The following is a 14,330-nucleotide window of genomic DNA, read 5'->3' as shown; positions in this document are numbered from 1 at the left end:
TGCACAAAAATATTTGTCAGAATACAAAGTTAAATTAAACGACATAACAAAAATAAAAGAATTAACATTTAATGAAATGATAACCATGCGAAATATATCAACAAAAACCGCTTGGGATTCAGAAATACATTTAGGAAAAGAAAAATATATAGTCGCCATTCAACCAGTAAAAGACTATCCATGGAATGTGGCCGTTTTAATAAAGAAGAAAACAACCACAAGTTACAGCCAAGAACTAACGGAGAAAATACATAATAATTATAATGTATTCATAAAAAAAATCATTAATACCATAATAATGTTAACCATACTCACTTTATTATTATCAACTTTCATCACTAATTATATTAAGGGTCCATTAATATTATTCAGTCAATGGATAAAAGAGATACAAGAAGGTAACTATGAATATAACAACCCTTTGTTATATAGGAAGGATGAGCTTGGTGTACTCGCAAGAAATGTGGCTTTAATGGCTCAACACATATCAACGCTAGTTGATGATTTAGAAAGAAAAATCGATGACAGGACCAATAAGCTAAAAAAATCTAAAGAAATTGCTGAATCAGCCAATATTAAAAAATCCAAGTTCATTGCAAATATATCACACGAACTTAGAACGCCTCTTAATGCAATTTTAGGGTTAAGCTTATATCTGATCGAAAAAGAAGAAGACCAAGAAAAAAAGAAAACATTAAACACGCTCTATAAAGCAGGCGAAGGATTACTGGAGATGGTTAATGATATTTTAGATCTAAGTAAAATAGAAGCAAATAAAATAATATCAAATAAAGAACCAAATTCAATCGATAATATTATAACTAACATCATTGATGTCATTAGTTTTCAGTCAAATTCAAAAAACATAAAAATAGATTATAAGAAAAATGAATTCTATAATTTAAACATAGATAAAAAACATTTAAATAAAATAGTTATGAACCTTTTAAGTAATTCAATAAAATTCACAGATAAAGGTGGTAAAATAAATATTAATGTCAAATATATAAACTCAACCAATTTATCCACTGATTTAGTATTAGAATTTACGGATAATGGTCGAGGAATAGAAAAAAAAGACATAGAGCGTATATTTAATCCGTTTGAACAAATACACGATCAAGATAAAGATCAAGGAACTGGTTTAGGGTTATTTATAACAAAGAAAATTATTGAAGATATGAACGGAAACATTTCAATAGAAAGTGAAGTGGGTGAAGGAACCTCTATTTTCATTACATTAAAAGACATTGAAATAATAAAGAGTAAAATAATAAACAAATACCACCACATGAAAAGAGAAATTCATGAAATGAAATCAAAGAAAAGCATCGCTATCGTCGATGATATTGAATTCAATCGTGAAGTACTCAAAAGAAAATTAGAACCTTATGATTTCAATATTATTGAGGGTATCAATGGAAAAGATATTTTAGAAAAACTAAAAAACACATCCTCCCTACCTGATGTTATTTTTACTGATATTAAGATGCCAATAATGAATGGTATTGAACTATCTCGACGAATAAAAGATTCAAAAGACATGAAACATATTCCTGTTATCGCGATAACAGCACAAGGCATGCTTGATGAAGAAACAAAAATAAAGAAATATTGTGATGGATACTTAATAAAACCGATTGATAATAAAAGCTTAGATAGCATAATTTCAAGTTTATTTTAAAAAGAGAGTAACAGATGATACTCTCTTTTTATCGTTTACTTGGTAAGGTATTTACTGCCGCATAAGTGCCAAATAATCAACGTTACCGGACCACTAACGAGTCCATCGACAGCGTAATGCCAACCTAAAGTAAATGAGCCAACATAGATAATCAGTGCAAACAACCAAAAGAGAATCCCTAGCTTTCGATTAAGAGAACTTACCCCTAAGGCCATAAGCACAGCCATAGAGACATGCATACTCGGCATGGCTGAAATACCACTACCTAACATTTCTTTTCCCGTAGTATACGAGGTCCACAGGTAATCTTGAGTACTCAAAGAGCTAAGTGAAATATTCGGACTATATTGTTGTAACCACATGTCTTGCTGATGTAACAATGTCATTAATGGTAGATAATCCGAGCTTTCAGGATATAAACGTCCAATAAAGGTCGGACCTACTGAAGAGAATAAAAGGGCTAATATATTTCCAATTACAATCCAACACAATAACCAGGCTAAAACATAACGTCTTCTTTTTTTTCCTTTTTTAATAAGTAAAAATACAATTAACACCCCGTAAACCAGGAAAAACCACAAACTGTAAGCGATATCTAATGCAAAAGTTATCCAAGGTGATTGATACAAATCATGTACTAACCGCCAAGGTTCTCGCCCAAAAAACAACCATAAGTCCATATGACGAATACTCTCGTCAAATTCAAACGGATGAAATACGGGTATCATTGCTTTAAACGTTGAATAATAGGATGAAAAAATACTAATCGCTACAAGCAATAAAAAAGCAGTAATTATTCGATACCGTTGTTCATAGAAAAAAATCATTTGTTGCCAAAAACAATATAACGGCTGTTTCTCCCTACGACAAACCAAAACTAAAAAATACCCTATACTTCCAATAATGAATGACAATTGAAGAACGACTGGTAACAATAATAAATAGCCAGTTAGCTGGCTTTTACTTTCATAACCATTGTGATTAGCGACTATTGTGACAAAAAAAGCAAACGTAATAATTAGTCCATAAATAACTTTATCCGCTTTTATGTTCTTATAAATAACTAGCAAATTACTTTTCCAGAATTCCGCCTCAACCAACCTACGTAGCATATATACCTTCTGTATTATAATTGTTGGATCTCAACTCGGCGGTTTTTATCTCGTCCCGCAGAAGTTGCATTACTCTCTAACGGTTCTTCTTCACCTTTTGAACTTGGTGTCAATTTCTTAGGATTTGCTCCATGTGCAACAAGATACTTTAATACCGTATAAGAACGCTTTAATCCAAGATCATAATTATAGGCTTTGCTCCCTTTCGCATCAGTGTGACCAATGACTTTTAGGTGCGTATTTTCCTCTTCAATCTTAGTGAATACTTGGTCTAACACATATTCAGAACGCTTCGTTAATGCGGATTGATCAAAATTAAAGTAAACACGAGCAAGCATATCAGGGCTGTTTGTTTCTACTGTTGATGAATGACTTAACAAAAATTCAGAACAACTGACATCAACGTTCATTTTATCAAGCTGGCTGCGGATAAAAGAGGCTTCTGGCGTTACTGCATCTACTTGTTGAACTTGGTAAAACCCACCTTGGTTAAGAGACACTTTCACTCCATCTCCTACCTGAATTTCTTTTTGGTATTCACCATCAGAAGTACCACAATAAAGCAAAAGTGATTGATTTAAATCCATATTATCTTCTGCATATGCATTAAATGACAAACTTGCAGACAGCGTTATTATTATTAAATACTTATTCATTACTTGATTCTCTACCTTACGCTCTAAAGCGCTATTTATTTTAAATGACCAATTTCTTCACTGATTAATTCAAGAATTGTATTTTGGATATCATCTGAATCTTCTGCTTTATAAACATTCTCTTCACCAACACAATCTTTTAACGCTTGATTTGCATAAGGGTCATAATCGAAACCAATCACCGCCATTTGGGCTCTAATCGGTCTGTTATCTGGTGTTCTGTCTGATTCTAAACCTTGTTGAATACTGCTACACATTCCAGCATTAACCAAATTACGAGCTAATTCCTTGTCATTATCATCACCATCAGAAAGTACAATTAATAAGCGACGAGAATTAGTTCCATAGCTTAGTAATTGAGCCCCTCGAATTAATGCTTGATAAGAGGCAGTACCTCCCTTTGGGCTGAACCTAGCTACTTTTTGGTTAAAATCGTCAAAATTTAGCGTTAAAGGTATATCATTAAATCGTCCGCTGCCTCCAAAATAACTACAATAACTTTTTGGTTTCTCATTCCAAAGCTCCGCAACGGTTTCCCCAGCTGAAACCTTTCCCCAGCTAGTCACTCCTTGGCTAAGATGGCACCAATCGTTACTGCCCCAACCTCCTGAATACTGAGAATAGGTATCGACGTTATAAGCAGAAATCCCCATCGTGTTATCATTGTCACTATTTTCTAAATCATTAAATTTTTGTAACTCAACAGAAATATTATTAATGATCTCAATTAAGTCCTGATATTTCCTTTTATTGCTACCAGTCCAACCATCCTCCATCGAACCAGAAAAATCGGCAGCAAACATCACATCGACCGCTTCACTTTGATATTTACGCGCTAAAGAATGCCCACTTGTCGAGAAGCTCTCTCCCATCCCAACAATGGCATCATTACCAGGAAACCACGATTTTTGACTCGTTGTCACACCAACCTCATGCTCAAAGTACCTTGGTTCACCTACCGCTAAACCCGCTTTGCACTCCGGTATCTCTTCACAGTTGCGTTTGTATACCTTGATTTCATTTATCGAGTCCACATCACTAATATAAGCGTTGATGTAATCTGTCACTATTTGTTGATTTGCAGAACTAGGGGATCCACCGCCACCATAATCTTGGTTTGGATCGTTATGAGCAGAAACAGCCAGTGTGGCCACCTCTGCGGCATCTTCAATCCGTGCTTTCGTTTGAATCGCTCTTGCCCCATCACTTGCTAACGTAAAAATCCCAAATAAAGCAGGGATCATCATGGCAAATAGAATAGCCGCATGACCTTTTTGATGACGTCTTAATTTCACAACTATCTCCCGATCATAATGGATGACGAACTGACATTCGTGTAGCTTTCGTTAACAAGAGAACCAAACATGTTGTCGGTGTTATAGCATAGCGTGACGCGATATAGCGTCGCTTGCCGAGTCCAAGTAGTGACAACGGAAAGATAGTCAAACTCATTAATCGTCTGTGCTAATGGGCAAGCATAGCCCCCTAAGTTATAGCGCCTTGGAGCGTTTGGATTCCCAATACCTCGAAAGGTAAGCTCCTCAACAACACCACCAAAGTTTTTATCCTTATAACTTTGTTGCATACGACGAAGTGAATTTTGTGCAATGGTAAATATGGTATCGGCTTCGCTTTGTGTGATGACATAATCTTCGTCATACAATTGAGTTCGTTCTTTTAATACATTCACCAAAGAATACGATAACCGATCGAGTTTGCCTCGAATTGACAGTTTAATGATGACATCAGCACTGAATACAAACATAATACTAAGTGCTACTCCGACAACGGCAAATTCAACAGTAAAATTTCCTCGTTGTTTAAATCTCAAAGGCATCACGCTCGTACTCCTGAATAACAATAACTTCACGACTAAAAAGACTTTCCGTGTCGACAAAATACGTAAAAATAGAAGAAAAACGATAATCTATCCGATAAACTGCGATGGCTCTGTTTTCTGATTCACCACATTCAGCGGTGACTTCGGCATCAGGCACTACGCATGGGTCAACTAAACCACCTAATTCATTGACACTTTCAAGATATTGAATCGACATTGTAAATTTAGTTGGATCAACAACGCTTCCCCATAACGATTGATTCTCAGTAATGGCTCGATTAAAAGAATCCAAGTAGTCCGCTTCTTCTGTTTTTGATTCACGAGCAGATTCTGAAACAATTAAATCACTGATCGCTGAGATATAAGACATATAACTCATCTCAACCCATGCCATACAAATGAGCCAAAAAGCCATAAACCCCAAAACGAATTCAATACTGGCAGTGCCTTTCTGTTTATTGATTCTCATCGTTATTTTTGACTCCGGTCGGTGTGACTTTATTTCTTTGAAGCTCTGTCTTTCTTAACGCAATATAGCGATCCGATATTTGACGTTTTGTGTACTTAGGAGAAAGCACTTTTTCCATAAAATCCAAATCCCCAGATTTAGCCATCGCTAACATTAAATTCGATTGAACTAATGCGTCATTTTTATCATTCAGATACAGATGCAATAAGCGAGCATTCGCTTTGTCATACTTGCCCTCAAGAATATCGAGTACCGCTAAATTGTTCTTAATTTTCATATCACTGTATAAATGTTTTCTCGCCAAATTAAAATAATGCCTTGCTTGAGGGAGATCTCGCTTCGCTGCGTAAATAACACCCAATAAGTTTTCTATCTCTGCATTATTGTCATCGAGCAAATACGTTTTATTTGCAGTCTCCAATGCGTCTTCTACCATGCCCGATTCTAGCTGTGCATTTGCTTCAATTAAAAAAGAGTGAATCGAGCGAGAATCGTTATTCAACGATGCAATGGTAAATAAAGCGGATTCGGGATCGCTTGAATCTAGATATACTTGAGCTAACTTCTCTCGAACCTGTTGGTTTTCTTTTTGTTTCAATTGATTCTTATAAAAAACAATTAATTCAGCGTGATTTTTCGTATTGACTAAGATCGTTTCTTTTGCAATTTCAGTATCAATGCTTGATTGAGTCACACAACCAGCAAGACTTAATAGCATAATTCCTACCATTATATTTTTAATACACACCTGACATCATCCTCATTATTCCTGGCGCAGCAATTAGAATTACAACCGGTATCATAATAAACAAAATCAATGGTACCGACATTTTAGCGGCTAACTTACCTACTTTTTCTTCCAGTGAAAGAAGACGTACATTACGAATATCTTCTGCTAATGTATTTAAAATTCCGTAAATGGAGCTACCGTAATGCAAGCTTTGCTTTAAGGTCATAACAAAACTTCGCATTTCATTTGTTGGCACTTTGATGTAAAGCTCATCCAATGCCACGCTTAATCCCACAATTCGAGCACGATCATTTGTGCGGCTTACCATATGTGCGAGATCTTTATCAAAACCACGCATTTCTTTAGCAAGATAAGCCATTGATGACTCAATCGTCATACCGGTATGAACGCACATGGCCAAAAGATCGAGCAAATACGGTAACTGACTAGATAATTTATCTCTCAGCGTTTTAATACGAGAATTTAAGATCAGATCAGGTATCAAGATACAAATAACGAGCCATATACACATATAAGCAATGATTTCTTTTGGATCCGTATCACTTCTATTCAACCAATAAATAGTCACTCCACCTATTGCAGCTGCTGCATATTTAGCAGGCATATATAAATGAGCCCATTTGAATTGATAAAAACCCGCAGAGTAAAATTTTCTCTCAACATCGTCTGCATTCGTCGACACTGAACTGGGTAAGAATTGCTCAACTTTATTAATCACGTTCTCATTACGAGTCAATATTTCATTACTCGCTAAAAATTTAAGTAAGGCTTTTCTTTGTAATACGATTTGATACAACAACCAAAATAATAAGACTAAACCAAAAGAAACTAAGACTGCATACAATACAACGGATGACGTTATCATGAGCGCACCCCTTTCATTAATAACCATATAGTTAATATCCCTATCGATTCACTAATTAATACGTAATATAAAATAGGTCGACCATCGGGATTAAACATTACATATTCATAGTTCTCTGGGCTTAGGTATTGCAACATAAACAAAAAGATAAAAGGAATTGAAGCTACAATTTTTGCTGACGTTCGAGCTTCCGACGTTAATGCATACTTCTTTTTTTCAATGGAACGCGCACCAAACATTAAGCGATTAAGACGCCTCATTATCTCTTTTAACTGCCCCCCTCGCTCCATGCTTGTGCGTAACGTAATGATAAAGAATTGAAAGGAAGGGTATGGAAAACGAGCACACGATTTTCTGAACACCGTATCGGGAGATTCACCTAATTGTAATTGCTCTCCCATGCGTTTAAATTCTTTCCCTACTTTGCCATCGAGAGAGGCCCCTACGAATATAATCGCGTGCATGATCCCTTCGCCTGAACTCACGGCACTTGAAAGCATGTTTAATGCGTCAGGAAAAGAATCTTCAAATCTATTTTTTTCTCGCTTACCTAGCCATAATATCGCACCAAACACGCCTACAACTTCAACAATCACTACTACAATAAAGAAATTACCGTGAATGAACGTTTGATTAATATAGATACCAAGTAACGCCATCAGAACGCAATAGAGTGAAATTTTCACATTGGCTAGAGAATCGATTTGTTGATACGTATTTTTTAAAAAACGCACTAACCTTTTACTGATATCAGCATCAGACAAAGAAACGAGTTTAACCGCTTGGCGATCATTATCAGAGGGTGAAATTGAAGCATGATTAAGATGATCACGATGCCTACCACTATAAGTAGACATCAAATACAGCACTAATAACCCACCAAAAATTAAAGAGATCCCATAAATCATGCTGTCTCATCCACCTTATTAAACGCCGCATTTAATTGTTGCTCTAAACCAAAGAATCGCGCTTTCTCTACCAATACAGAACGCTGCATTAAACCCGCGGTTGAATACTGACCCAGTATCTTTCCATCACTCCCATGCTGTCCTGAAGAATGAAATTTATACAACTCTTCTAACACAACATTGTTTCCCTCAAGACCAACAACTTCAGTGATACTCATGACTTTTCGGCTACCATCGTGCAGTCGACTGATTTGAATAACTAAATCAACCGCACTTACGATCGTACGGCGAATGGCTTCTAAGGGCAGATTATTGCTTGCCATCATCACCATCGCTTCAACACGCGCCATTGCATCTCGTGGCGTATTCGCATGCAATGTAGACATTGAACCATCATGACCCGTATTCATTGCCTGAAGCATCTCAAAGGCCTCACCACCACGACACTCACCGACAACAATACGATCTGGTCGCATACGTAACGCATTGATCACAAGATCACGCTGCGTAATTGCGCCAGTGCCTTCAATTCCTGAATTTCGAGTTTCTAATCGCACCACATGGGGTTGAAGTAATTTTAATTCCGCGGCATCTTCAATAGTAATAATGCGTTCTTTTTCCGATATAAATTGAGAAAGCGCATTCAACATGGTGGTTTTACCTGAGCCTGTACCACCAGAAATTAAGATATTCAAACGACAGCGCGAGGCAATCATAAGGATCTGAGCCATTTCTGGACTAAGCGCCCCAAATTCAGTCAGTTTGTCCAATCCAATACTGTCTTTTTTAAACTTACGAATTGACATTGATGTGCCATCAATAGCAATTGGAGGTATCACTATATTAACTCGACTGCCATCTTGTAAGCGGGCGTCACACGTTGGTGAAGAATCATCAACACGGCGCCCCACTTGAGATGCAATACGTTTGGCAATATGTATAAGTTGCTCTTCATCAATAAAACTGACTGGAGCAACTTCGACTAATCCATTACGTTCAATGAATATTTGATTATGACCATTAATCATAATGTCACTGATCGATTCATCTTCCATTAGCACCTGTAATGGCCCAAGCCCTTGCAGTTCATCCACAAGGCTAGTTACAAACTCGGCACGGATCATGGTACTCACTGACCACTCTCGACGTTCGATCAGCAAATCAATCGCCCCACTGAGTTGCTTACTTAACTGCTCTTTAGATAAAGAGTTAACCGCTTCAGCTTCTAATGCTTCAAAGATCTGATTACGAATTTCGATATAAATTAATTTATTCTGATTCATTATTTCATTCTCTGCGTTAAGCGTTTAAGTAAACTCGGTTTCTTAACCGTTTCACCGAGCAAAAGTGCAGTAACATCATTAAAACTCTGACTTATAAGCATATTTTTTGAATGAATACTTTCTCCATGCAGTAACGCTGACCCTATTTTTGGCTCAAATGGACAAATAACATCAACGCTTCTATCAATGTGTTTTTTGATATCTTTTAAATCTACCGTGGAATATTTTTCTGGTTTCGTATTATTCACAACGATAATAAAGCGCATTTCTAGTTTTTTCTCTTTTACTACGCTTAATACTCTTGAAGCTTCTCGTAAACTCGACACCGTTTGGTCAATAACCAGAACTACAACATCAATGTCTTGTTCTTTAGTCAAAAAACCGATTTTCTCACTTGCTGAGCCAGAAAGATCTTCAATAATAAAGTTCGTTTCAGTCGCAAGCTGAGTCGATAATACATGGATGTATTCTTTAAGCTCTTCAACCGATAAATTATCTGACTCAATCGACAACAAAGAGAGCATTTCATTTACTTTCGTTGTCATTCCCATCGCATATTGAGCATCCAAATTTGCAATAAGCATACCTTGAGGTAATTTTTTCCTAGTAAATTGTTTAACACCCAACATAATATCAAGATTGCCACCGCTAAAATTATGATCGATAACAATGCAGGAACTATTACGTTTTTCTGATAACTCTTTACTAAGCTCTGCCGTAAGCATCGAGGTACCAACGCCCCCTTTCGAGCCTAAAACAATAATTTTTTTTGCTTGGCGACTCTTACTTAACGTATTGTTTCTTGTGAGGTTATCATTAACGCCTCGGATAAAATCAATCAATTCCAGCTTAGTAATAGGCCAAAATAAATAGTAATACCCCATCGCCCTCAAGTCTCGAATTGTCGATATGGAATTTTCACTACCAATCACAATGACAGAGGCACTGTTCGGTAATTGGTGACTAATTTGTTCGATGTCTTGCGTTATATTATCGCTCTCATTAAGTTCAATCATAATAATATGATCGGTAAACTCTTGAGCGTTATCACGAATAGCCTCATCACTGTATTTAAATACAACAGGAGCAGTTACACCTTCAAAACGGAAAACTTCTTCCATTAATTCTCGGAACCTTTCCGTTTGGTAGAATAAGATTAATGATAATTTTTTTTCTTCATTGATTTGTATTTTCATTGAATTCGCTAAATCAAACATTTTACTCATTCCCCTCTGCTACTGATTTTTTGGTGTCTAATAGCATTTTTTGAGGGTTCACCATGGATGCCCAACGCGCGTTTTCAACAAAACAGCCACTAGCTTGATTACCGATGCCACCAATCTTTGCATACTCACAAGACGAAACTTCAACTTTAGGCTTTATCAACGTTAACTTAAGATCAAAATGAGACACTTTCTTCTCATTATGACTGACTGTAATTAAATCACGGTTAACACCACGAATAAGAAGATCTTTACGGATGTCATTAGCCCATTTTTCCCCAACAGTATTAAACCATCGAATCTCTAATCCATAGTTCAATATATCTTTCGAATGATCGGTAAAAAACGCCGACAGTTTCTCGTCTGAATCGTCTGATTTAGATAATGAGATGGAAAATGTGACCGGGAAGATTTCAATCTCAGGGCCATAACGCTCATTTACTTTCTCGACGCAACCAATCATGAATACCAACGGTAAGAACAACGCATATTTCCAATTAATCATTTCTTAAATCCTCCTGTTGCTAATAACTCTTTTGCCCATTTATCGCTGGCCGTAATATAAGAATCCTCTAGAGCAAAAAATCGGCTCAATGTAGTCGTTTTTTTCATCATTGGCAGTTGTATTTGAGAAGGATGGATTGGTTGAACTAAATTAACCGTCGCAACAATGATCAATTCAGTCTTATTTCGTTGTGTTACAGAATTACGAAATAACGCGCCAAGAATTGGAATATCACCAATGAATGGGACTTTTTGTAAACTTTCTTTATCTTCAGAGTTAAGTAATCCACCTAAAACAAAGCTTTGTCCATCACCCAACTCAACGGTCGTACGCGCACGACGCGTTTTTAACGCGGGTAAATTGTAAGAGTCATTTTCATATTGGGTGTCTAACGAACTCACTTCAGGAACCAAAGAAAGCGTTATTTTATCGTCTTTCTTTACCTTAGCCATGAGCTCGAGTCGAACACCAAACTCTTTATAAACCACATTGGTACTGTTATTAACCGTCGTTACAACCGGTAACTCTCCCCCCACTAAAAAGCTCGCACTTTCCCCGGAGATAACAGACAAATTAGGCTCGGCTAATATTTGACCAACAGAGTCATTTCCGATTGCAGTAATAACAGACATGATATCCGAAGAGCTAAAACTGGTCAGCGGTTGCACAAACACACCCGGTACACTTGCACTCGTTCCATATTGAATACCGATTTGCTCAAGAAAAGATTGGGATACTTCAGCAATCGATATTTTTACATTTACTTGTTTCGTCGTCGCTACAACAATATTATTAACAACGCCTTCGTATTCATGACGCTCCATAAACTGTATTTCATAATCTTGATCTTCCATGTCTTGTTCAAACTGGAAATCTTTTCTGCTTTTCTCTAATAATTCACCAACAATACCGTTAATCTCATCTTTTTCTTGTTCCGTTGAGACTGTACCATTCAAAACGACTTGCTCACCGACATTGAATATATCAACCACAGTATCTGGGTATTTCACTGAAATATATTGCTGAATAGTGGCCAAGCTTTTGTTAACCATTATTTTTTTATTTGAAAGTGTATTCCCTTTCTCACCAAAAATAAGCACAGAACTGCTGCCAATACTCTTTCCATAAATAACAATTTTTCGTTTATCAATCACTTGGTAATCGGCAATTTTAGGATCAGAGAGAAAAACAGAAGAAATATCTTGCTCTACTGATATTGTTTTTGCTCCTCCCTCCGACATGTTAATAATACCCACAGCATGGCTAGAAAAAGACATCATGAATAAACTTAATGTAATTATAGTTTGGTAGCTTTTATTCCACATTCCATTCATCCTATTTAATAACCACTTCATTCGCGCGATATTCAGTAATCGCATTAAAATCTTTTAATATATCCCCAGCATCTGCTTGTAAATCGCTAGAATCATACTTTCCTGTTGATTTATACACTTCTATATCTGCAATTTTTTTAGCGACAATCAACTTGGTTGCTTGCTCACGGGTTAATTCAAGAATTAAGCTAATCACTTCGGTTTCAACATCATTGCGATTGCCTTTTATGACTGAACGCTTCACTTGCAGGACTTTTACCCCAGTAAAGATGGGGGTAATTGAAACCGATTTTTTTACATTACGGGTAGAATTGTTCATATTCTGAGGAGACGTCAAAGCAAGAATATCAACAATCGTTCCACTTCGAATCACTCCACCAGTAATAGATGAAGGGTCAACCGTAATTGGGAAAGGAATTCGTTCTGGAGCAATAACATAATCAATATAACCATCTTCTTCTGGCGTGATTAAATCGCTCATTGAAATATAAGTGCCTTTTTTAAGTTCACTTTTAAAGACGGTCCCTGGGATTAAATCTAACGTCACATCTTCAGAAAAACTCAGAGCATTCGCTTTTTGCTCTGGCATTAGCTCTAATGCCAACATATGACGACTAATCTCTTCACTCATGTTGACATCTTTTTTTAGACGCCACACTTTGATTTTCACTTCTTTAGCGGGCTGTATTTTCTGAGGAGTAAACAAAGACAAGCTTTCCCCTAAGCCATATAAACCAAATAAAATAGTCATTACAGCAAGTACAATTATTAATTTAACTTTCATCTTTTACCTTAAATTGATGCTGCAATACCAAATAAATAGCCTATACAAATAGGAACACCATAAGGAACACCATCTATTTTTTCATTAGTCTTACATTTTTTCCAAGCCAATTGACCCAATGCAATAATCCCTCCAAACAGTAGAATAATAGTAATTACTAATAGTTGGTATTTTGGGTTAACTGCAATGGAAAAAGCAGCAGCGAGTTTAATGTCCCCTGCTGCAATTATATTGAATGAAAAAAGAACAAATCCAGTAATAAATATTATCGCTGGATAGAATATATTTTCATAATTATCAGTAACAACGCCAATCATTATGCAAATTATGAAAACAAGCATACATGCTCGATTTGATATTATTCGTTTCGTAACATCTTGATAGCATATAAAATAAGAAATGGCGGCTAATAAAAACCACCATATTATTAAAAAAATGTTCACTTAATAATTATTAACTTTTTACATTAGCAGAATCAATGTTACTTGAGATAGTACCCATAGCGCCTACTAAAGCATCTTTAAGTGTACCATTAAACATCAACAAAACGATTGCTGAAATAGAAACACCAATAATTGCATATTCAATCGCAGTCACACCACGTTGATCATTTTTGAAATTTTCGAAAGCCATTTGAGAACGAACAACAAGCTTAGTTAGCATTTGATAACCTTAATATTAAAATTTTCCACTTACAAAGAAATAAACATTTACTTTTTTGCTATGTATATTCATTGGCACTGATTAACTTTGGAATCAATGTATCAATAAAGTGAAAACATCATAATAATTTGGCATAAAAATGAATAAGGCATATTTTTTTAATATAAAGATAAAAGTGCCAACATGATGACTTTCATCTTATTTAACAAATAGATACGAGCAATGTCACACTTACACCCAAAACAAAAACAAC

The 14,330-nt window shown here is 36.1% G+C and carries 16 protein-coding genes; 1 reads left to right on the top strand and 15 read right to left on the bottom strand.

Annotated features, from left to right (window positions below; genetic code table 11):
• Positions 1-1,684 (top strand): ATP-binding protein (locus AACV33_RS14815; protein WP_182700367.1); only part of this gene is annotated, 1,684 nt, incomplete at its 5' end.
• Between the two features lie 35 nt (positions 1,685-1,719).
• Here AACV33_RS14815 and AACV33_RS14810 read toward each other — a convergent pair.
• The 15 genes from AACV33_RS14810 to AACV33_RS14740 are packed head-to-tail and all read right to left on the bottom strand — an operon-like array spanning position 1,720 to position 14,077.
• Positions 1,720-2,796: a phosphatase PAP2 family protein gene (locus AACV33_RS14810; protein WP_182700366.1), complete on the bottom strand. Its 1,077-nt coding sequence runs from the start codon at positions 2,794-2,796 to the stop codon at positions 1,720-1,722.
• 14 nt (positions 2,797-2,810) lie between these two features.
• On the bottom strand, positions 2,811-3,452 hold the full coding sequence (locus AACV33_RS14805) for an OmpA family protein (RefSeq protein ID WP_182700365.1): 642 nt from the start codon (positions 3,450-3,452) through the stop codon (positions 2,811-2,813).
• Between the two features lie 35 nt (positions 3,453-3,487).
• A complete protein-coding gene (locus AACV33_RS14800; protein ID WP_017023317.1) occupies positions 3,488-4,747 on the bottom strand; it encodes a TadE/TadG family type IV pilus assembly protein in 1,260 nt (419 codons plus the stop codon).
• A 2-nt stretch (positions 4,748-4,749) separates the two neighbouring features.
• Complete coding sequence (gene tadF / locus AACV33_RS14795) at positions 4,750-5,289, bottom strand: tight adherence pilus pseudopilin TadF (RefSeq protein ID WP_017023319.1); 540 nt, start codon at positions 5,287-5,289, stop codon at positions 4,750-4,752.
• Positions 5,273-5,761 (bottom strand): TadE family protein, encoded by a 489-nt coding sequence (locus AACV33_RS14790; protein WP_012551727.1) that lies wholly within the window; start codon positions 5,759-5,761, stop codon positions 5,273-5,275. Before AACV33_RS14790 ends, tadF begins: the two co-directional genes overlap by 17 nt.
• Entirely contained in the window at positions 5,748-6,479 is a 732-nt protein-coding gene (locus AACV33_RS14785) for a tetratricopeptide repeat protein (protein WP_241802846.1), read from the bottom strand. Before AACV33_RS14785 ends, AACV33_RS14790 begins: the two co-directional genes overlap by 14 nt.
• Before the next feature lie 19 nt (positions 6,480-6,498).
• Positions 6,499-7,377 carry a type II secretion system F family protein gene (locus AACV33_RS14780; protein WP_017023321.1) on the bottom strand — a complete coding sequence of 293 codons (879 nt, stop codon included), beginning with the start codon at positions 7,375-7,377 and terminating at the stop codon, positions 6,499-6,501.
• A complete protein-coding gene (locus tag AACV33_RS14775; RefSeq protein WP_017023322.1) occupies positions 7,374-8,285 on the bottom strand; it encodes a type II secretion system F family protein in 912 nt (303 codons plus the stop codon). The genes AACV33_RS14780 and AACV33_RS14775 overlap by 4 nt, the downstream gene beginning before the upstream one ends.
• On the bottom strand, positions 8,282-9,568 hold the full coding sequence (locus tag AACV33_RS14770) for a CpaF family protein (protein ID WP_017023323.1): 1,287 nt from the start codon (positions 9,566-9,568) through the stop codon (positions 8,282-8,284). The genes AACV33_RS14775 and AACV33_RS14770 overlap by 4 nt, the downstream gene beginning before the upstream one ends.
• Entirely contained in the window at positions 9,568-10,794 is a 1,227-nt protein-coding gene (locus AACV33_RS14765) for an AAA family ATPase (protein WP_241802848.1), read from the bottom strand. Before AACV33_RS14765 ends, AACV33_RS14770 begins: the two co-directional genes overlap by 1 nt.
• Positions 10,787-11,296 (bottom strand): hypothetical protein, encoded by a 510-nt coding sequence (locus AACV33_RS14760; protein ID WP_017023325.1) that lies wholly within the window; start codon positions 11,294-11,296, stop codon positions 10,787-10,789. The genes AACV33_RS14765 and AACV33_RS14760 overlap by 8 nt, the downstream gene beginning before the upstream one ends.
• Positions 11,293-12,630 (bottom strand): type II and III secretion system protein family protein, encoded by a 1,338-nt coding sequence (locus tag AACV33_RS14755; RefSeq protein WP_370527176.1) that lies wholly within the window; start codon positions 12,628-12,630, stop codon positions 11,293-11,295. Before AACV33_RS14755 ends, AACV33_RS14760 begins: the two co-directional genes overlap by 4 nt.
• 1 nt (position 12,631) lies before the next feature.
• A complete protein-coding gene (gene cpaB, locus AACV33_RS14750; protein WP_017023327.1) occupies positions 12,632-13,414 on the bottom strand; it encodes a Flp pilus assembly protein CpaB in 783 nt (260 codons plus the stop codon).
• Positions 13,415-13,422: 8 nt separating this feature from the next.
• Complete coding sequence (locus AACV33_RS14745; RefSeq protein WP_017023328.1) at positions 13,423-13,857, bottom strand: A24 family peptidase; 435 nt, start codon at positions 13,855-13,857, stop codon at positions 13,423-13,425.
• A gap of 10 nt (positions 13,858-13,867) precedes the next feature.
• On the bottom strand, positions 13,868-14,077 hold the full coding sequence (locus AACV33_RS14740) for a Flp family type IVb pilin (protein WP_012551717.1): 210 nt from the start codon (positions 14,075-14,077) through the stop codon (positions 13,868-13,870).
• Positions 14,078-14,330: the final 253 nt, after the last annotated feature.

Origin of the sequence: Aliivibrio sp. SR45-2 (genome assembly GCF_963890165.1) — a bacterium.
GTDB classification, from domain to species: Bacteria; Pseudomonadota; Gammaproteobacteria; order Enterobacterales; family Vibrionaceae; genus Aliivibrio; species Aliivibrio salmonicida.
This window is presented reverse-complemented; position numbering and strand designations above follow the sequence as displayed.

Excerpts from the sequence above, each read along its gene's own strand:
- AACV33_RS14785 (WP_241802846.1), bottom strand. The coding sequence starts at position 6,479 with ATGCTATTAAGTCTTGCTGGTTGTGTGACTCAATCAAGCATTGATACT.
- AACV33_RS14740 (WP_012551717.1), bottom strand. The coding sequence starts at position 14,077 with ATGCTAACTAAGCTTGTTGTTCGTTCTCAAATGGCTTTCGAAAATTTC.
- cpaB (WP_017023327.1), bottom strand. The coding sequence starts at position 13,414 with ATGAAAGTTAAATTAATAATTGTACTTGCTGTAATGACTATTTTATTT.
- AACV33_RS14780 (WP_017023321.1), bottom strand. The coding sequence starts at position 7,377 with ATGATAACGTCATCCGTTGTATTGTATGCAGTCTTAGTTTCTTTTGGT.
- AACV33_RS14755 (WP_370527176.1), bottom strand. The coding sequence starts at position 12,630 with ATGAATGGAATGTGGAATAAAAGCTACCAAACTATAATTACATTAAGT.
- AACV33_RS14790 (WP_012551727.1), bottom strand. The coding sequence starts at position 5,761 with ATGAGAATCAATAAACAGAAAGGCACTGCCAGTATTGAATTCGTTTTG.
- tadF (WP_017023319.1), bottom strand. The coding sequence starts at position 5,289 with ATGCCTTTGAGATTTAAACAACGAGGAAATTTTACTGTTGAATTTGCC.
- AACV33_RS14765 (WP_241802848.1), bottom strand. The coding sequence starts at position 10,794 with ATGAGTAAAATGTTTGATTTAGCGAATTCAATGAAAATACAAATCAAT.
- AACV33_RS14770 (WP_017023323.1), bottom strand. The coding sequence starts at position 9,568 with ATGAATCAGAATAAATTAATTTATATCGAAATTCGTAATCAGATCTTT.
- AACV33_RS14805 (WP_182700365.1), bottom strand. The coding sequence starts at position 3,452 with ATGAATAAGTATTTAATAATAATAACGCTGTCTGCAAGTTTGTCATTT.
- AACV33_RS14760 (WP_017023325.1), bottom strand. The coding sequence starts at position 11,296 with ATGATTAATTGGAAATATGCGTTGTTCTTACCGTTGGTATTCATGATT.
- AACV33_RS14775 (WP_017023322.1), bottom strand. The coding sequence starts at position 8,285 with ATGATTTATGGGATCTCTTTAATTTTTGGTGGGTTATTAGTGCTGTAT.
- AACV33_RS14810 (WP_182700366.1), bottom strand. The coding sequence starts at position 2,796 with ATGCTACGTAGGTTGGTTGAGGCGGAATTCTGGAAAAGTAATTTGCTA.